Below are 18,568 nucleotides of genomic sequence, written 5' to 3'. Positions count from 1 at the left end.
GCAGAGCCACGCCACAACAGGATGACCAGCCGAGCTGGCCAGGGGCTTCCTTCAGTTAGGGCGTGGCTCTTCTGTGTCCGGGCAGGTGAGGACCACAGCCCGCGCATAGCATAGGGGCCTCCAACCGGTAGATTGGTATCCAGACATTTTTGCCAGTTCCCCAGAAACGGATACCGACCAGTGGTCCTTCGCCTCTCCAAACTTTTCCTGCGCACATTGCGTGAAGATCCCGTCGATGCCGAGGTGGCCAGCCACCGGCTACTGGTCAGGGCCGGATACATCCGCCGCGCGGCGCCGGGCATCTACACCTGGCTGCCGCTGGGCCTGAGCGTACTGCGCAGGGTTGAGCAGGTTATTCGCGAGGAAATGGCCGCCATCGGCGCCCAGGAAGTGCACTTCCCGGCGCTCCTGCCCAAGGAGCCCTACGAGGTCACCAACCGCTGGACAGAGTACGGCGACGGGATTTTCCGGCTCAAGGACCGCAAGGGTGCCGACTATCTGCTTGCCCCGACTCACGAGGAAATGTTCACTCTGCTGGTCAAGGACCTTTATTCGTCCTACAAGGATCTGCCGCTCAGCATCTACCAGATCCAGAACAAGTATCGGGACGAAGCCCGTCCCCGCGCGGGCCTGCTACGCGGCCGCGAATTCATCATGAAGGACTCTTACTCCTTCGATGTCGACGACGCCGGCCTGGACGCCAGCTACGCCGCACACCGGGGTGCCTATCTCCGGATCTTCGAGCGGCTGGGCCTGGAGGTCATTCCCGTCGCCGCCACCGCCGGTGCGATGGGCGGTTCCAAGAGCGAAGAGTTCCTCCACCCCACCGAGATCGGTGAGGACACGTTCGTGCGTTCAGCAGGCGGCTACGCCGCGAACGTGGAGGCCGTCACCACAGTAGTTCCCGATGACATAGACTTCAGCGCTGCTCCGCCCGCGGAGGTCCTGGACACCCCGGGCACTCCCACCATCGATACCCTGGTGGAGGCATCCAACCAGCTGGTGCCTCGCAACGAGGCCGACGGCGGCGCTTGGACCGCCGCGGATACCCTCAAGAATGTTGTTCTGGCAGTCACCCTGCCAACAGGGGAGCGCCAGATCGTCGTCATCGGGCTGCCGGGCGACCGGGGAGTGGACCTGAAGCGCGTCGAAGCGAACATCGGTCGATTCCTGCCTGTTGCCGGTGAGATTGGCCTTGAAGCGGCCAACGAGGATGACCTGAAGAAGAACCCGTTGATCGTGAAGGGTTACCTTGGCCCTGGCCTGTCCTTGGACGAACCTTTCCTGGGGCTGGAGGGTGCTGCCAAGCTGCTCTACCTTGTGGACCCCCGTGTGGTCAGCGGTACCACCTGGGTCACCGGTGCAAATGAAGCAGGCAAGCACGTCTACGGACTCGTTGCCCGCCGCGACTTTGGCTGGGACGGCGTCATCGAATGCACTGAGGTACGTGCAGGTGACGAAGCTCCCGACGGCTCCGGCCCGCTGGAGACGGCCCGTGGTATCGAGATGGGGCACATCTTCCAGCTCGGGCGGAAGTATGCCGAAGCCCTTGAGCTCAAGGTTCTCGACCAGAATGGCAAACAAGTGGTGGTCACCATGGGCTCCTACGGCGTGGGCGTGACCCGTGCAGTGGCTGCCCTGGCGGAGTCCAACCACGATGACAAGGGACTCGTTTGGCCGAGGGCAGTTGCCCCGGCCGATGTCCACGTCGTTGCTGTGGGCCGGGGTGAGGAAATTTTTGACACTGCTGAAAAGCTCGCGCTCGAACTTGAGGCCGCTGGATTGGAAGTCATTTACGACGACCGCCCGAAGGTTTCTCCCGGCGTTAAGTTCGGCGATGCCGAGCTCGTGGGCGTCCCCACCATTCTGGCGGTCGGCCGCGGCCTGGTGGACGGCGTCGTCGAGATCAAGGACCGCCGAAGCGGAGAGGCCGAGAACGTGACTGTGGACAAGGCCGTGGACTACGTGGTCAACGCCGCCCGCAACAGCCGCTAGCACCTTGGACGGCGTGGTCTCAGGCTTCGAGTCGATCCAGCTTGCAACAATCATCCTGCTGGTCGTGGCGGGATTTGCTGCGGGCTGGGTGGACGCCGTGGTCGGAGGCGGCGGACTCCTCCAGTTGCCCGCGCTTTTGCTGGTGCCTGGGATCACCCCTGTTCAGGCCTTGGCAACCAACAAGATGGGCTCCATCTTCGGGACGACCACCAGCTCGGTGACGTTCTACCGCCGTGTCCGGCCGGATCTATGGACAGCCATCCCCATGGCCGTCATCGCTTTGGCCGGCAGCTTCGGGGGAGCAGTGCTGGCCGCCACGCTCCCGGCCAGCGTCTTCAAGCCGATCATCGTGGCGGCACTGATCGCCGTCGCGCTTTTTACGGCCTTCAAGCCCGACGTCGGCAACCTCACTGTGCTGCGGCATGACGGCCGCACCCACTATGTTGTGGCCTGCCTGATCGGCGCTGTCATCGGCTTCTATGACGGGCTGATTGGCCCGGGGACCGGTTCTTTCCTGGTCATTGCCCTGGTATCCGCCATGGGCTATGCCTTTCTCGAAGCCAGCGCGAAGGCGAAGATCGTCAACATGGCTACCAACGCCGGGGCGCTCATCTTCTTCCTGCCGCACGGCTCACTTCTGTGGGGCATTGGTCTGCTGCTGGGCGTGGCAAACATGGCGGGCGGATACCTGGGGGCCAGAACAGCCGTGAAGCAGGGGAGCCGCTTCATCCGGATCGTTTTCCTCAGCGTGGTAGGTGCACTCATCATCAAGCTCGGCTACGACGTCTGGCACGACACCTTCGCCTAGGCAGCCCCTTCCGCAGACACCCTCCCGCATGCAAAAGTGCAGGCGTAGCATGCTCCTATGTCAGCAGGTTCAGAACCATACAGGGAAGCGTTGGAGGCGGCCTCAAGGCATGCCACGGAATGGCTGGACAGCCTTCCGGGGCGCCATGTGGGGCCAAAGAAAACCGCGGCGGAGTTGCTGGAAGTCTTCGGCGGACCGCTCCAGCACGAAGGCATGGCTGCCGCTGACGTTGTGGAGTATCTCGCCACTCATGCCGAACCCGGACTGATGGCTATGCCGTCCGGACGCTTCTTCGGCTGGGTCATGGGCGGAACGCTTCCCGCTGCCCTGGCCGCCGACTGGATGGTCAGTGCGTGGGACCAGAACACAGGGATGCGCTATGCCACCCCTGCGGCGGCGGCTATCGAGGAAGCGGCCGGGGACTGGATTGTTGAGCTCCTGGGCCTTCCGCCGGAGTCCGACGTCGGATTCGTCACCGGAGCTACCATGGCCAACTTCACCTCACTGGCGGCCGCGCGCTGGCGGCTGTTGACGAACGTCGGCTGGGACGTGGACGCCGACGGTCTCGCCGGCGGGCCACGGATCCGCTGTGTAGTGGGCCAAGAGCGGCATGCCAGCGTAGATCTGGCCTTGCGGTACGTGGGTTTGGGGACGCCCGTAATCGTTCCCTCTGACCGGCAGGGGCGGATTATTCCTGCGGAACTTGACCGGGTCCTTGGGGAGGGAACCGGCCCTTTGCTCGTGTGCCTGCAGGCTGGAAATCTGCATTCCGGAGCTTTTGATCCGTTCAGTGAAGCGATCAGTGTTGCCAGGAAGCACGACGCCTGGGTCCACGTGGACGGCGCCTTCGGACTATGGGCGGCTGCCGTGCCGGAACTGTCTGCGCTGACCGAGGGCGTGGACCTGGCCGATTCGTGGGCAACGGATGCGCACAAGAGCCTGAACGTCGCCTACGACTGCGGGATTGCCGTGGTGAAAGACGCGATGGCACTCCGTAGGGCGATGGGAGTCAGCACCAGCTACCTGATCCAGGACGTGGAGGGTTCCGCCGATCCTTTCGACAAAGTGCCAGAGCTCTCCCGACGGGCCAGGGGAGTCCCCGTATGGGCGGCCCTGAAGTCCTTGGGGAAGGAGGGCGTGGCAGAGCAAATCCGGCGGTTGGCCAATCGAGCAGCCCAGCTTGCGGGAAGGCTGTCTGCCGTGGGCGGCGTAGAAGTGCTGAATGACGTTGACTACACGCAGGTGTCGCTGGCGTTCGGGGACGATGCCACAACGCGTGCTGTCACTGCCCGGATTATTGCTGACGGCCACGTGTGGATGTCCGGATCCCGCTGGCAGGGCAAGGACATCCTCCGGATCTCGGTCAGTAACTGGAGCACCAGCGAAGAGGACGTCAACGTTGCTGTTGCGGCAATCGAAAGCGCAATAGCGGCGGTACGCTCTTAGCTGCCCTGCCCCGGCATTCCAGCGGCCCACCCCGGGGACCCTTTATGGGCTGCGCCGGGCTCGGGCAGCTCGTGCGGGGCGGGGAGCCCGGAAAGCGTACGGCCCGCAAGTGTGCTGGCGACCCACAGCGAGCGGGCCAGGTCTCCTTCGTGGCGCGGCCGCGCAGCGTAATGCAAGGCATTATCCACTTCCCGGGCCACGGCCCACTGGGCAGCAGTGTCCGCGTCCAGTCCCGCTGACTGACTGAAATCCCTGCACCTCTCCACGAGGCCCCGGCCCGGGTCGCGGGTGGAAAGGTCGCCCAGCCGGTTCCACAGCAGTGGCGCCACCGCGAACTCGGCTTCCCCGATCATGGGCTGGGGGTCTATTGCCGCATAGTCGCCTGGCCCAGCTAATACCGGAGCATCGGGACGGGCCAGGATGTTCAGGAAATGGAAGTCGGTGTTGACCAGAACATCCCGCCCCGAGCGTCGGCCCACGGCTCCCCGTGTCTGGCAAACCTCCAAGGCCGCTTCCAGCAGCCATCGAGGGAAGGGCCGGCCCAGTTGTTCCCACTCCGCTGCAAGGTCATCGCTCCAACGCTCGGCCCGTGCTGCCACATGTTCGAATTCCGCCCATTCGGCGTTGGCGTCGGGAACCAGGCTGAGCTGGCGGACCAGGCCACCCCAGACCTCAACCGCCGTGTCCATGGGCGCCTCCTCCAAAGACCGGACCGGATCGAGCCGCTCCAGCAGCATTGCGCACGTTCCGGCGTCGGAATCCAGCAGACGGACTGCACCGCGTCCGTTCCACAAGGCCAGGGCGTGCCGCTCGACCCGGGCTTCATCGTGAGGATAGGCCACCTTGAGGACTGCAGGAACGCCGGAATTCATCACCGGGACAACGATGGCTCCATGTCCGTTCCACGGCTCTGCGCCGTCGGGAAGGTCAAGTTCCAGGCTCCAGTGGTCCAGCCGGCCCTGGATCAGCCCGGGAAGTGACGCAAGCCAAGCCCGCCCGGAGCTGGTAGTGCTGTACCTCCGGGTGAGGTCTACGGGTACGGGTACTTCTGCTGACCGGATCATCAGCACCAGCGTAGTCCAGGACACGCGCTGCAGCCGGGATTCAGACCACGCCGCTGGCTCCCAGCAGGTTACCGATGCTGAAGGTCGCCGCCAAAGCCAGCGCACCCCCGATAACCACCCGAATGGCGGCACGGCCCTTCGAGCCGCCCCCGATCCATGCCCCTAGCGCTCCCGTTGCCGCCAGCGCTGCCAGCACTGCAACAAAAGTGACGGGGACACGGATCTCCTGGGGCGGCAACAGAATTGCCAGCAGCGGAAGGATGGCTCCAATGACGAACGCGGATGCCGAGGCGAACGCAGCATGCCAGGGATTTACGATGTCGTCTTCATCAATGTGAAGTTCTGCCGAGAGGTGGGCAGACAGCGCGTCATGCCTGGTGAGTTCCTCCGCGACCGTCCGGGCGGTTTCAATGCTGAGGCCCTTCTGCTGGTAGATGGCCGTCAGTTCGGCAAGCTCCTCCACGGGCTGTTCCTCGAGTTCCCGGCGCTCCTTCTCAATGAGTGACTTCTGGCTGTCACTCTGGCTGCTGACGGAAACGTACTCGCCCAGGGCCATGGAAATGGCGCCACCGACCAACCCCGCCGCACCTGCTGCCAGAATGGGTCCTGACGCGGCAGTTGCACCGGCCACGCCCACCACAATGGCGGCTACGGAAACGATTCCGTCGTTAGCGCCCAGGACTCCTGCGCGCAGCCAGTTCAGGCGCTGCGAGAGGTCGTCGCCATGGGGCTCGTTCTCGTGAAGGCTGCCGGGCTGTGGATCATCCATACGGACAGCAAACCACCGGGAGGGGAAGCTTTCCAGTGGACGCGGGCTCTACCAGCAACCGCGGGATCAGATGGTCAGGGGTGCCCTGCGGTTGCTTCGTCATCCGCAGCCGCGTCATCGACTTTACGTGTCGCTTCATCTGCGGCCGCCTCGTCGGGCAAGGGCGGCAGCTGATCGGCGTTGAAGAGCACGCCCGGCACAGCGCCTGGATCTGCGCCCCACTGGACTGACCTCCGTGCAGCCTCCCAAAGACCGGCGATCGCCCAGCGACGCGCGGGTCCTTCGCTCAGAGCCACAAGATCGGCATAGATGGGCAAGGTTCCGGCTTCCAGGCTCCCCAGCCCGGCGGAGGGAGCCTGTAGAAATTCCGGCTTCAGGGTATAGCCAGGTTCCTGATTGGGGGTGTTTACGCAGTGCAGGCGGCTCAGCTCCTCGGCCTCCTGCTGCAGTTGTTCGTGCCGTGCCAGGAGCAACGATGCTGCTTGGGTACTCGATTTCTCCAAACGTGTCAGCGCCACCTGATACCCGTAGACAGTCTCCGCTTCGGTTTTGACTGTCATGGACAGGGCCGCCGCGAGGAGGGAACTGCCCTGCTCTTCGGACAGATCGGCTGCTGGGGGGCCTGCCGGGGATGCCGCTGAAGAGGCTGCAGTTGATGAGGGGGCCAGACAGTCCTGCACTCCGAGCTTCAGCTGCTCCACGTCTTCCGGTGTCAGGCCTGAAATCTCAGCCACGGGGGCCGGGACGCCCACTGCGCCCGCCAACGCGGAGGCCTCCAGCAGTTGCGCGGTACCCACAGCTGCCAGCAGCCGGGCCATCCCGCCGTCGGCCGCTACTGCATCACTGGTCCTTTGAACGCCGCTGGCGGACAGACGGGCCACCAGTTCATCCGCAGAAGCGGCTGCAACGGTGGCCGACGGCGATGGCCCGGTGGATGTGCCGGAAGGCACAGTCCCAGAGGGCGTTCCCGATGCCGAGGCGGAAGGCTCCGGAGAAGCAGTTCCCGGAGGGAGAAGTGCCTTAGCCTGCGTTGTCAGCAAAGTCACAACCCGGGTTAGCGCGGCCTGCTGAGCCTGAGGAGCCGCATCAGCGAGGAGCTGGGCTGAGCTTCGCAGGCTGAGTGAAGTTTCCAGCGCGGCGGCTCGTGCCCGCTCGGAAAAGGCCGGTTCAGGCGGTTCTGGAGCCGGCCGTGGCGTCATTGCAATGCCGAGGCTTATAACCAGTCCGGCAACACAGGCAAGGAGAAGGTAACGGAAATACGTAAGTGGCCGTCGCTTTTCCCGGGTGTCGTCTTTCACAACAGACCATGTTGTCATGCCGGTGGGGAAGCGCGTGCACCAAGGCCGCCGGAAAATCGTTACGCTAGTAGTCACAACATCATCTAGCGGAAGGCGGCCGGCATCGTGAGCAATGCAGAAGCCACGACTTCATCAGACCGTACCGAGACAGGAACGGCCGGGCCCGCCGCTGCGCATCAACGCGAAGCTCAGCGGCTCCGCGCGCTCCTGGAACCCACAGTTCAGGCGCACAGGCTGTATCTGGAGGATGTTGATATCAACATCGCGGGCTCCAACAGGGTGGTTCACGTAGTGGTGGATTTGCCTCAGGAAGAAACCGGCGGGGTCAGCCTTGACGTCATTGCCGAGATTTCCAAGGAACTGTCCAACGTACTGGACGAGGACCCCCAGGACGACAATCGTCCTTATGACCTTGAGGTTTCGTCTCCGGGCGTGGGACGTCCTCTGACCGAAGCACGCCATTGGTACCGTGCACGCGGACGGCTGGTCAAAGTAAAGGTCATTCAGGGCGATGACGTCACGGGACGGATTGTTTCCGTGGACGACGACGGTGTGACGCTGATACCCGAACTCACCGTCAAGAAAGGGATGAAGCCCAAGCAGGGTGAACCCGTCAAGATTCCTTTCGACAGGATCCGTCAAGGAAAAGTCGAGATAGAGTTCAGCCACCTCGAAGAGGCTGGTCTGGAAAATGAGTACAACGGACCTTCTGAGGAGGCCTAATGGATATTGACATGAGCGCACTGAGACTCCTGGAGCGTGAGCGTGAAATCCCGCTGGATCTCCTGATTCCCACCATTGAGCAAGCACTGCTGGTGGCATACCACAAGTCGCCCGGGGCCTTCGAGAAGGCCCGCGCCGAACTGGACCGCAAGAGCGGACACGTCACCATCTGGGCGACTGAGATCGACGACGACGGTGCTCCCATCGGCGAGTTCGAGGACACCCCGGCTGGCTTTGGCCGGATCGCAGCCAGCACTGCACGGCAGATCATCCTGCAGCGCCTGCGTGACGTTGAAGACGACAACGTGTTGGGTGAGTTCAAGGGACGCGAAGGCGAACTTGTTGCCGGCCTCATCCAGCAGGGAAACAACCCGCACATGATCCAGGTCAACCTCGGCACGGTGGAAGCCTTGCTTCCGCCGCCCGAGCAGGTGCCCGGGGAAAAGTACCTCCACGGCAACAGGCTCCGTGCCTTTGTCATCGACGTGCACCGTGGAACCAAAGGCCCGTCCATCACCCTGTCCCGCTCCCACCCCGGGCTCGTTCGGAAACTGTTCGAGCTGGAGGTCCCCGAGATCGCCGACCGCTCAGTAGAGATCGTTGCCTTGGCACGTGAAGCCGGACACCGCACCAAGATTGCTGTGAAGGCAAATATTCCCGGGATCAATGCCAAGGGTGCCTGCATCGGTGAAATGGGCTCGCGGGTTCGAGCAGTAATGACTGAGCTCAATGACGAGAAAATCGACATCGTGGACTACAGCGACGACCCCGCAACCTTCATCGCAAGTGCGCTGTCGCCGTCGCGTGTGAACTCTGTCACCATCACCGATGAAGCCACGCGCTCGGCCCGGGTGGTGGTTCCGGACTACCAGTTGTCCCTTGCGATCGGCAAGGAAGGCCAGAACGCACGCCTCGCGGCCAAGCTGACCGGCTGGCGGATCGACATCGTCTCCGACGCCGCCGTCGACCGGAACAAATAAACAACTGGAAATAATGATCCAGGAAGGGGCTGGCGGCAGTACTTGCCGCCGGCCCTGTTCCCTATTTCCCGGCCGGGGTTTCAAGACAATGGCCCCAGTGGGGCTAGAATAGACAAGACCGCGCCTAACGGCCGGTGTTCGTGTGCCTGCAATAAGACGAGGCCGCCCGATGGGTGGCAACGGATTATTTCAGGCAGCAAGTTATGTACTGGCAGGAAGATACTCGAGAGTGGCAGAAACGCAACGCTTGAAGGATCAGCCCCAGCGAACCTGTATCGGATGCCGAAAGAAGGGGTTGCGGTCAGAGTTACTCCGGCTCGTCGCCGAAGGCAGCGGATCTTCCGCCGTCATCGTGGATGAACGACGCCGGATGGCTGGCCGGGGTGCATGGCTGCATCCCAGCGAAAAGTGTCTGGCTCTGGCGATCAAGCGGCGGGCTTTCGGACGTGCTCTTAACGGGGCGACCGGAACTGCCGATGTCGAACGCCGGATAACGGCAGGCACAAAAGCCGTGGACACCCCGGTGGCCGCAGCAACAACCGTCCAACCTGAAAGCGGGTCAGAAAACTGATGGAAACCCGATGAGTTCCCAGCGATGAGTGCGCAACGATGACAACTTTGTTGCGCTCTGCAATGGGCCTTCCAGCTGTATGTGCGGCGGAGGCCCGCAGTAAGAAGTAGACGGTTCGTGCCTGGCTCGGTGCGGACCGAGACAGGAGAAATGTGGCCAAGGTCCGCGTACATGAGCTTGCAAAAGAGCTCGGTATTACTTCCAAAGATGCAGTAACCAAACTGCAGGAACTGGGCGAATTCGTTCGCTCCGCCTCTTCCACCATTGAGGCACCCGTTGTGAGGAAACTCCGCAACGCTTTCCCCGGCGCCGCCGCTTCCTCAAGCGAAGCCGCCGCCCCATCCAAGGCTGCTGCCAGTCCGGCACCTGCACGTCAGGCGCCTGCGCCTGGTCCTGCCGCGCCCAAGGCACCGGCACCTGCTGCTCCGGCACCAGCTGCCAAGGCAGAAGCACCCGCTCCTGCTGCGGCCGCTCCTGTAGCTCCGGCTCCGACGTCGTCAGCTCCGGCGGCTCCAGCAGCCTCTGCGGCTCCGGCTGCACCCGCTGCACCGTCCACGGGCGCCAAGCCCGGTGCGCGTCCGGCTCCCAAGGCTGAAGCTCCGGCGGCGCCGGCGGCTCCCTCACGCCAGGGTGGTTCAGCCCCTCGTCCGGGCGGTCCCCGTCCCGGCAACAACCCGTTTGCCACGTCTCAGGGGATGCCCCGGGGTCGCGGCGGCGACAACGAACGTCCCCCGCGTCCGGGCAACAACCCGTTCGCAACCTCACAAGGCATGCCTCGTCCCGGTGGCAGCCGCACTGAAGGTGACCGTCCCGGCCACGCAGGCCAGCGGCCCGCCGCAGGTGCAGGCGGTCCCCGTCCGGGTGCTCCCCGTACAGGTGGCGCCGGCGGAGCCGGTGCACGTCCCGGTGCTCCCCGCACGGGTGGCGCTCCGGGCGCTGGTGGTCCGCGTCCTGCAGGTGCCGGTGGAAACCGTCCCACGCCGGGCATGATGCCCAACCGTACCGAGCGTCCCGCACCTGCTGGTGCCGGCGGACGTCCCGGTGGCGGCGCCCGTGGTCCGGGCCGTCCAGGCGGTGCACCGGGTACCGGTGGCGCTCCGGGCGCCGGTGGCGGAGCTCCCGCTGGCGGAGGCTTCGGCAAGGGTGGCCGCGGTCGCGGTGGCACCCAGGGTGCCTTCGGTAAGGGCGGAGCAGGCCGCGGCAAGCAGCGCAAGTCGAAGCGTGCCAAGCGTCAGGAACTGGAGCAGATGAGTGCTCCGTCGCTGGGTGGCGTGAGCGTACCCCGCGGCGACGGCAACACAGTCGTGAGGCTGCGCCGTGGGTCCTCCATCACGGACTTTGCTGACAAGATCGAGGCGAACCCCGCAGCGCTGGTCACCGTGCTCTTCCACCTCGGCGAGATGGCAACTGCAACACAGTCGCTTGACGAGGAAACCTTCGCCCTCCTGGGTGAAGAACTCGGCTACAAACTGCAGGTTGTTTCGCCGGAGGACGAGGAGCGGGAGCTGCTTAGCACCTTCGACATCGACTTCGACGCAGAGCTTGAAGCCGAAGGCGACGAAGACCTTGAGGCACGTCCTCCTGTTGTCACCGTCATGGGCCACGTCGACCACGGTAAAACCCGCCTGCTCGATGCCATCCGCAAGTCCGACGTTATGGCGGGCGAGCACGGCGGCATCACGCAGCACATTGGTGCTTACCAGGTCACGCACACCCATGAGGGTGAAGACCGCAAGATCACCTTCATCGATACTCCGGGCCACGAGGCGTTCACCGCCATGCGTGCCCGTGGTGCGAAGGTCACCGACATCGCCATCCTGGTGGTCGCAGCGGACGACGGCGTTATGCCCCAGACCGTTGAAGCCCTCAACCACGCACAGGCGGCCAATGTGCCGATCGTCGTGGCTGTGAACAAGATCGACAAGGAAGGCGCCAACCCGGAGAAGGTCCGCGGCCAGCTGACCGAGTACGGACTGGTTCCGGAAGAATACGGTGGCGACACCATGTTCGTTGAGGTCTCTGCCCGTCAGAACCTGAACATCGACGAGCTGCTCGAGGCCGTGCTGCTGACCGCAGATGCTGCTTTGGACATGCGCGCCAACCCGAACAAGGACGCCCGCGGTATCGCGATCGAAGCCAACCTCGACAAGGGCCGCGGTTCAGTGGCAACTGTCCTGGTTCAGTCCGGTAGCCTGCGCGTCGGCGACACGATTGTTGCCGGTACGGCCCACGGCCGTGTCCGTGCAATGTTCGACGACGACGGTTCTGCACTGACTGAGGCTGGCCCGTCCCGCCCGGTCCAGGTGCTGGGTCTGTCCAACGTGCCGCGCGCCGGTGACACCTTCTTTGTGACTGCTGACGAGCGCACCGCCCGCCAGATCGCCGAGAAGCGTGAAGCTGCCGACCGCAACGCCGCCCTGGCCAAGCGCCGCAAGCGCATCAGCCTGGAAGACTTCGACCAGGCCGTCGCAGAAGGCAAGATCGACACCCTCAACCTCATCCTCAAGGGTGACGTGTCCGGTGCCGTGGAAGCCCTCGAAGACGCGCTGCTCAAGATCGACGTCGGCGAGGGTGTCCAGCTCCGCGTTATCCACCGCGGTGTTGGTGCGATCACGCAGAACGACGTCAACCTGGCGACGGTCGACAGCGCCGTCATCATCGGCTTCAACGTCAAGCCTGCCGAGCGTGTTGCCGAACTGGCAGACCGCGAAGGCGTGGACATGCGCTTCTACTCCGTCATCTACGCAGCAATTGATGACATTGAGATGGCCCTCAAAGGCATGCTCAAGCCGGAGTACGAAGAGGTCCAGCTTGGCACCGCCGAGGTCCGCGAAGTGTTCCGTTCCTCCAAGTTCGGCAACATTGCAGGTTCCATCGTTCGCTCGGGTGTTATCCGACGCAACACGAAGGCCCGCATCAGCCGCGACGGCAAGGTCATCGGCGACAACCTCACCGTTGAGACGCTCAAGCGCTTCAAGGATGACGCCACCGAGGTCCGTACGGACTTCGAGTGTGGTATCGGCCTTGGTTCGTTCAACGACATCAACGAGGGCGACATCATCGAGACCTTCGAGATGCGCGAGAAGCCGCGCGTCTAAGGTTCTTTGCTGAGAAATCAGCGCAGTAACCCGGGTCGGGGCCGTTGGATTATTCCGGCGGCCCCTCCCTTTCTAATTTTTCTATTTCCAGGAGGAAGTCATGGCTGATCCGGCACGCGCTGCCAAGTTGGCGCAGCGGATTAAGGTGGTTGTTGCCGAGGCGTTGGGCCGGAAGGTCAAGGATCCCCGGCTTGAGGGCATCACTGTTACTGACGCCCGCGTCACCAACGATCTGCAGCACGCCACCATCTACTACACGGTCCTCGGTGACCAGGTGGTACAGGCGGACGCTGCAAAGGGTCTCGACAAAGCCAAGGGCGTCCTCCGGCAGGAGGTCGGCCGCAACATCACAGTCCGGCTGACGCCAACCCTCGAGTTCGTGGCAGATCAGATTCCGGTGGTCGCGTCGAACCTTGAGGAACTGCTCCGGGCAGCCAAGAAGCGTGATGCAGAGGTCGCTGCCCTGGCTCAGAACGCCAAGCACGCCGGCGACGCCGATCCTTACAAAACAGATGCTCCGCAGGATGATGTGGACATCGATGAGGACGACTTCGACGACGAGGACATCGAGTTCAGCGGCGACAACGAGATCGACGAAGACAACAGCAAGTAGTGGCTTGGATGTGTGGCCGGATCCTGATGGATCCGGCCACACTCATGCTTACTGAAGGTGGCAAGGCCGTGGGAAGTACATGACCCGGAAGCCCCGGAAATACAGCGCTGTCTGGCTATGATCAGAACATGAGCGGCTCAGCGAATGGTTCAGGTTCCGCAGAATACCTGGAAATGGCGGTTCGCCTTGCGATCCGGAACGTTGCCGACGGCGGCGGACCATTCGGTGCCCTGGTGGTCACTCCGGACGGACGGCGCTTTGAAGGGGTCAACCGCGTCACTCGCGATAACGATCCCACGGCCCATGCCGAAGTAGTAGCCATCAGGAACGCTGCGGCCGGCACAGGAAACTTTGACCTCAGCGGCTCAGTTCTATACACGAGCTGCGAGCCTTGCCCGCTGTGCCTTGCATCGGCACTCTGGGCCAGGATGGACAGCGTCTACTTTGCCGCCGACCGCCACGGTGCCGCGGCCGCCGGATTTGATGACGCGGTGTTCTATGAATACTTCGCCGGAAGCCGTCCCGAACTGCTGCCGGTCCGCCAAGCTGCCATCCCGACGTCGAACCGTCCGTTCGAGGCGTGGCACGACCACGGCGACCGTATTGACTACTGAACACTGAGTCGACTGAAGGCTGAGTTGATTGCTCAGGCGCGGGCGGGTAGGCGGGGACAGGGGACTTAGATGGTTTCTCACTTGATCAAGTGTCCGCACTGCGGCAAGACGAACAGGGTTCCGGGCGCTGCCTCCGGCAGACCCCGCTGTGCCAACTGCAAACAGGATCTGCCATGGGTCGCGGTGGCAGGTGACGACGACTTTGCGTTGATAGCTGAAAAATCGAGTGTGCCGGCGCTCATTGATTTTTGGGCAGAGTGGTGCGGACCGTGCCGGATGGTGAGCCCGGTCCTCGATCAACTCGCGCAGGAGAAGGCAGGCGGAATCAAACTCGTCAAAGTGGATGTTGATCGCGCCCCCGGCCTGTCTGCGCGGTTTACCATCCAGTCCATTCCCACCCTCATGGTGATCATCAACGGGAAAGTGGTGGCACGGCAAGTCGGCGCTGCGCCCGCACCCGTACTACGGGCGTGGCTGGACGAGGCGTTGTCAGGCGCGGATATGTAGCTGTCAGCTTGGCGGAGGTAGCCGGTCAGGCGCGGGCAGGTAGGCGGGCGACGCCGTCCAACAGGTCCTGGGGCTGACCGCACAGGGAGATCCGGATCCAGCCCTCTCCAATGGAACCGAAGGCAGTTCCCGGGGCAAAGGACACACCTTCCTCGGCAAGGAAGCGATGTACCCAAGCCCTGACGTCTCCGCCACTTACATGGGACATGTCGGCCCAGAGGTAGAAGGCGCCCTGTGCATCCAGAAAGGGAATCCCTTTCGCGGCCAAAACGGTTGAGGCGGCATCACGGTTGGAGCGGTAGTGCCTGCGTGCTTCAGCCACATAATCCTGGGGCCCGGTCAGGGCGGCAACCGCAGCATACTGTGACGGGGAAGCCACGCAGGAGACGATGCTCTCCATCACGTTGTTCATACGTTTCTCCAGTCCGGGAGGGCACACCAGCGCTCCGATCCGGAGACCAGTGAGCCCGTAGGTCTTTGACAGCGTCAGGGAGGTGAATACCCGCGCTTCTCCGGGCTCCTTGCCATCAAAAACGGCCGGGCTCACGTGGGGAACATCGAACGTGAAGGCTTCATAGCACTCGTCGGAAATGATCCACAGGTCATGCACCCTTGCCAGTTCCACAAGCTGTTTCATTAGCTCCCCGGGAATGACTGCTCCCAGCGGGTTGGACGGGGAATTGAGCATCAGGACCTTTGTCCTGGGGGAGATCAGGGATTCAATATCGCTGATGCGCGGCTGGAATTGCTGGTCGGGGTAGAGAGGGTATCGGATGGGCACCGCGTGCAGCAGGCTGCTGGTCATCACGAAAGTGGGATAGCCGGGGTTGGGGATAAGGATCTCGTCACCGGGACCCAGCAGCAGGCTCATAGCCAGATGCAGGCCTTGCTGTGCCCCTTCCACGACGTACACGCGGTCGGCCGTGATGTCCGTCCCGGTCTGCTGCCGGAACCGGTCGGCAAAGGCCTCGCGGAGCACGGGAAGGCCAGCGTTCGGTGTGTAGTTCGTCTCGTCGCGATCCAGGCACGCCATCCCGGCCTCCAAGACATGGCGGGGGACAGCAAAGCCGGGTTCGCCGATGCTGAGAACCAGCGAGCCGGGAGTTCGCCACGCCGCCTCTGTGATTTCACGGATCTGATTGACGGGAACGTCGCGGACATGCGCGGCAAGCTCTGGCATGAGAGCCATCCTAACGCGGCGACTTCGGCTTTACTGGTGTTCTGAAGTCCCGGCGTCAGGAGGCCGCGGCCGCAAAGATATACTGGGAGGCGTGCTTTCTGGACTGGTAATAGTGGACAAGCCGCAAGGCTGGACCAGCCACGATGTGGTTGGACGGATGCGGCGGCTCGCCGGTACCCGGAAAGTAGGTCATGCAGGAACCCTGGACCCCATGGCTACAGGTGTGCTGGTAGTCGGAATCAACAAGGCCACCCGGCTTCTGACCTACATCGTCGGAACGTCCAAGACCTATACGGCCACCATCCGCTTGGGCGAATCCACGGTGACTGACGACGCCGAGGGCGAAGTCACTGCCATCCGCCCCGCGGTGGACGTTTCCGAGGAAGCCATCCGGGCCGGCGTCGTCGCCCTTACGGGGGAAATCGAGCAGATTCCCAGCAGCGTCAGTGCAATCAAGGTCAATGGGGAGCGGGCGTACGCCCGAGTCCGCTCCGGTGAAGAGGTGACGCTGAAGGCCCGTCCCGTGACCATCCACCGCTTCGATGTGCACAGCATCAGTCCGGTCGACGCCGGCAGGGTAGTGGACGTCGACGTCACGGTCGAATGCTCTTCCGGTACCTACATCCGGGCACTGGCGCGTGACCTTGGAAATGCCCTTGGCGTTGGCGGGCACCTGACTGCCCTGCGCAGGACGCACGTGGGCCCTTACTCGCTGGAGCAAGCCAGAACCCTTGAGCAACTGGCTGAGGAACTGGAAGTCCTGGAAATCTCGGAGGCCGCACGCGCCCTGCTGCCTAACCGGCAGTTGAGCGCGGCTGAAACCACTGAGATTTCGTTCGGACGACGCGTACTCGCCGGACCGGCAGCAGGGACACCGGATGCAGCCACTGTGGACAAGCCCGCCGCTGCTTTCGCTCCCGACGGAACGCTGGTTGCCTTGCTGGCTGATGCTGGAAGCTTTGCGAAGCCGGTGCTTGTCTTCGCGCCGGGAAACGGGCTGCCCTACGCCGATGGCAGGGACAAGTAGCGGTGGATGCCTACTTTTACATCATCCTGGTGGTCGGTCTCCTCTCGACGATCATCTGCGTTACGGCCGGCATCCTCAGGAAAGGGCCAAACGACGTCACTATCCTGTCTGTTGCGGCCGTTGAACTTGCGCTCCTCGTCTACCTGGTCGGCTCCATCATCAGGGTGGCGTTGGGGGAGCCGATTGCAGGTGAGGCATGGGAGTTCTGGGGTTATCTCATCACGGCGCTCATGCTCCCGGTCGGGGCGATCTACTGGTCCATCCTTGAGCGCACCCGCTGGAGCAACTTTGTCCTGGCAGCGGTCGGGGTCACGGCTTTGGTGATGGCCGCCCGCATGAATCAGATCTGGTACTGACGTGAAGGAACCCCAAGACGTGGCAGCACAATCCTCTGAATCTCCAGTTGCGGGCACAGGCGCGGGTGGTGATGTGGCTGGTAAAAAGGCCGGCAACACGCGAAACACCGGTCCCGGTCGGCTGCTCATTGCCGTCTATGCGGTCTTCGCCATCTCGGCCACCGCTCGTGCCGGCTACCAGATTCTCACAAAGTTTTCCGAAGCACCGCTGGCGTATCTGCTGTCAGCCTTCGCCGCCGTCGTGTACGTCATTGCCACCGTCTCGTTGGCCAAGCCAGGGCGGACATGGTTCAAGGTCTCTGTTGCTGCTGTCCTCGTGGAGCTTGTTGGCGTCCTGGTGGTCGGTGCACTCAGTGTTTTTGATGCTGTCCAATTCCCGCACGAAACTGTATGGTCGCTTTTCGGGCGGGGTTACGCCTTCATTCCCTTGCTTTTGCCCATTCTGGGACTGGCGTGGCTTTATCGGCGGCGGCCCTCGGCTGCAGCTCCGACACCTTCGGCCTAGACTTTCGGGCTTTCCTTGGCAGGGGAACGATCGGGGTACCTGCGACTGTTCGGTCCTAAACCGTTCGGCCCTAACCGTCTGGCCCTAAAAGTGTCGTACCCCTTTGGCAGAGTTGTTCCATGGAAGCCATGGGGGAACTTGCAGCAGTTGGCGCAGTGCGCTGGCGGCAGCTGAGTGCTGCCACTGTTGAACCTCCCTCGGTGCCCACTCGAGGCTTACGGCGTATCCCACGGATTGATTCGGTGCCTCTGACCGCGGACCGAACGGTGTCCAGACCTACGGCGTCCAGACTTACAGCGTCCAGACTTACAGCGTCCAGACTTACAGTGTCGGACGGCGTGTCGGGTGCGGTGGCGGCGAGTCTTGAACTCTTGGGGACAGCGCGGACGACGGCGGCGGGCGAGCTCGCACTGTCGGGTTTCGCCAACGCGGCGGACTTCGCCGGCCAGGTCGAGGAGCTCTCCCGGACGGTGGAATATCTTCAGGTCCTCGCCGCCGCGGCCGTTGACCGCACCCGCCACGAAGCCGCCCGCCCTGAAACTGCCACAGGAGCTGCTTCCGGGAAGGGCTGGACCACCGGCTGGGGCACAGAACCAGTGGCTACCGGGTCTCCCGGATCTGGTGTGCTTGCCGTTTCTGCCGGACCCGGGCCTTCCGGGACCGTGCCTGAGAGGTCTTCAGGTTTTCCTGTGCCTGCCGGGTCTGCCGGGCCTGTTGGGGATGGCTGCCGGAACACTGCCGAGTTCCTCCGGGCCCGGCTCCGGATCAGCGCCGCCGAAGCCCGACGCCGCCTGGCCCTGGCCGCCGCGCTCCTGCCCTCCACCGGAATCACCGGCCAACCCGTACCGCCCGCCCGGGAAGAACTCGCCACCGTCCTCGCCACCGGAACCATCCCCTCCCGCGCCGCGACCATCATCACCCTTGCCCTCGAACGCGCCGAACACGTCACGGACCCGGACACCCTGGACCGGATGGAACACGCCCTGACCCGCACCGCCACCGCAGAAGACCAGG

At 63.4% G+C, this 18,568-nt stretch carries 18 protein-coding genes; 14 read left to right on the top strand and 4 right to left on the bottom strand.

Annotation, left to right across the window (positions count from 1 at the left end; genetic code table 11):
* Positions 1 to 180: 180 nt before the first annotated feature.
* The 3 genes from MU551_RS11060 to MU551_RS11050 are packed head-to-tail and all read left to right on the top strand — an operon-like array spanning position 181 to position 4,249.
* Positions 181 to 1,995, top strand: coding sequence for a proline--tRNA ligase (locus MU551_RS11060; protein WP_247044093.1), 1,815 nt, complete (start codon positions 181 to 183; stop codon positions 1,993 to 1,995).
* Positions 1,996 to 2,008: 13 nt separating this feature from the next.
* Positions 2,009 to 2,803, top strand: coding sequence for a sulfite exporter TauE/SafE family protein (locus MU551_RS11055; protein WP_247044090.1), 795 nt, complete (start codon positions 2,009 to 2,011; stop codon positions 2,801 to 2,803).
* A gap of 57 nt (positions 2,804 to 2,860) precedes the next feature.
* Positions 2,861 to 4,249 carry a pyridoxal phosphate-dependent decarboxylase family protein gene (locus MU551_RS11050; protein ID WP_247044088.1) on the top strand — a complete coding sequence of 463 codons (1,389 nt, stop codon included), beginning with the start codon at positions 2,861 to 2,863 and terminating at the stop codon, positions 4,247 to 4,249.
* Here MU551_RS11050 and MU551_RS11045 read toward each other — a convergent pair.
* From MU551_RS11045 to MU551_RS23495, 3 genes are all read right to left on the bottom strand, one after another.
* Positions 4,246 to 5,313 carry an aminoglycoside phosphotransferase family protein gene (locus MU551_RS11045; RefSeq protein WP_247044086.1) on the bottom strand — a complete coding sequence of 356 codons (1,068 nt, stop codon included), beginning with the start codon at positions 5,311 to 5,313 and terminating at the stop codon, positions 4,246 to 4,248. The two genes, MU551_RS11050 and MU551_RS11045, sit on opposite strands and share 4 nt — an antisense overlap.
* A gap of 40 nt (positions 5,314 to 5,353) precedes the next feature.
* Positions 5,354 to 6,082, bottom strand: a complete 729-nt coding sequence (locus MU551_RS11040; protein ID WP_247044084.1) for a VIT1/CCC1 transporter family protein — start codon at positions 6,080 to 6,082, stop codon at positions 5,354 to 5,356.
* A 74-nt stretch (positions 6,083 to 6,156) separates the two neighbouring features.
* Positions 6,157 to 7,032: a ferritin-like domain-containing protein gene (locus MU551_RS23495; protein ID WP_247044080.1), complete on the bottom strand. Its 876-nt coding sequence runs from the start codon at positions 7,030 to 7,032 to the stop codon at positions 6,157 to 6,159.
* A gap of 453 nt (positions 7,033 to 7,485) precedes the next feature.
* Between MU551_RS23495 and rimP the strand changes: the two genes are divergently transcribed.
* The 7 genes from rimP to trxA all read left to right on the top strand — a co-directional run bounded on the left by rimP (position 7,486) and on the right by trxA (position 14,486).
* Positions 7,486 to 8,103: a ribosome maturation factor RimP gene (gene rimP, locus MU551_RS11030; RefSeq protein ID WP_247044078.1), complete on the top strand. Its 618-nt coding sequence runs from the start codon at positions 7,486 to 7,488 to the stop codon at positions 8,101 to 8,103.
* Positions 8,103 to 9,083, top strand: a complete 981-nt coding sequence (gene nusA / locus MU551_RS11025; RefSeq protein WP_247044076.1) for a transcription termination factor NusA — start codon at positions 8,103 to 8,105, stop codon at positions 9,081 to 9,083. Before rimP ends, nusA begins: the two co-directional genes overlap by 1 nt.
* A 169-nt stretch (positions 9,084 to 9,252) precedes the next feature.
* Positions 9,253 to 9,654 (top strand): YlxR family protein, encoded by a 402-nt coding sequence (locus MU551_RS11020; protein ID WP_247044075.1) that lies wholly within the window; start codon positions 9,253 to 9,255, stop codon positions 9,652 to 9,654.
* A gap of 152 nt (positions 9,655 to 9,806) precedes the next feature.
* A complete protein-coding gene (gene infB / locus MU551_RS11015; protein WP_247044074.1) occupies positions 9,807 to 12,752 on the top strand; it encodes a translation initiation factor IF-2 in 2,946 nt (981 codons plus the stop codon).
* A gap of 100 nt (positions 12,753 to 12,852) precedes the next feature.
* A complete protein-coding gene (gene rbfA, locus MU551_RS11010; protein ID WP_247044072.1) occupies positions 12,853 to 13,365 on the top strand; it encodes a 30S ribosome-binding factor RbfA in 513 nt (170 codons plus the stop codon).
* Positions 13,366 to 13,493: 128 nt separating this feature from the next.
* Positions 13,494 to 13,979, top strand: coding sequence for a nucleoside deaminase (locus MU551_RS11005; protein ID WP_247044068.1), 486 nt, complete (start codon positions 13,494 to 13,496; stop codon positions 13,977 to 13,979).
* 69 nt (positions 13,980 to 14,048) lie between these two features.
* Positions 14,049 to 14,486 carry a thioredoxin gene (gene trxA, locus MU551_RS11000; RefSeq protein WP_247044067.1) on the top strand — a complete coding sequence of 146 codons (438 nt, stop codon included), beginning with the start codon at positions 14,049 to 14,051 and terminating at the stop codon, positions 14,484 to 14,486.
* Between the two features lie 25 nt (positions 14,487 to 14,511).
* Here the strand turns inward: trxA and MU551_RS10995 are convergent, their stop codons facing one another.
* Positions 14,512 to 15,666 carry a pyridoxal phosphate-dependent aminotransferase gene (locus tag MU551_RS10995; protein ID WP_247044065.1) on the bottom strand — a complete coding sequence of 385 codons (1,155 nt, stop codon included), beginning with the start codon at positions 15,664 to 15,666 and terminating at the stop codon, positions 14,512 to 14,514.
* A gap of 91 nt (positions 15,667 to 15,757) precedes the next feature.
* On the opposite strand from MU551_RS10995, the gene truB reads away from it, so the two are divergent.
* The 4 genes from truB to MU551_RS10975 form a co-directional block, all read left to right on the top strand.
* Entirely contained in the window at positions 15,758 to 16,693 is a 936-nt protein-coding gene (gene truB, locus MU551_RS10990; RefSeq protein ID WP_247044063.1) for a tRNA pseudouridine(55) synthase TruB, read from the top strand.
* 2 nt (positions 16,694 to 16,695) lie between these two features.
* Positions 16,696 to 17,049 (top strand): hypothetical protein, encoded by a 354-nt coding sequence (locus MU551_RS10985; protein ID WP_247044060.1) that lies wholly within the window; start codon positions 16,696 to 16,698, stop codon positions 17,047 to 17,049.
* A 73-nt stretch (positions 17,050 to 17,122) separates the two neighbouring features.
* Positions 17,123 to 17,554: a hypothetical protein gene (locus MU551_RS10980; RefSeq protein ID WP_247044449.1), complete on the top strand. Its 432-nt coding sequence runs from the start codon at positions 17,123 to 17,125 to the stop codon at positions 17,552 to 17,554.
* Between the two features lie 119 nt (positions 17,555 to 17,673).
* On the top strand, positions 17,674 to 18,568 hold an 895-nt coding region (locus MU551_RS10975; protein WP_247044059.1), incomplete at its 3' end, for a DUF222 domain-containing protein.

This window comes from Arthrobacter rhizosphaerae (assembly GCF_023062595.1).
Lineage (GTDB): Bacteria > Actinomycetota > Actinomycetes > Actinomycetales > Micrococcaceae > Arthrobacter > Arthrobacter rhizosphaerae.
The sequence above is the reverse complement of the archived record's forward strand: the minus strand, read 5'-3'. Positions and strand labels throughout refer to the sequence as shown.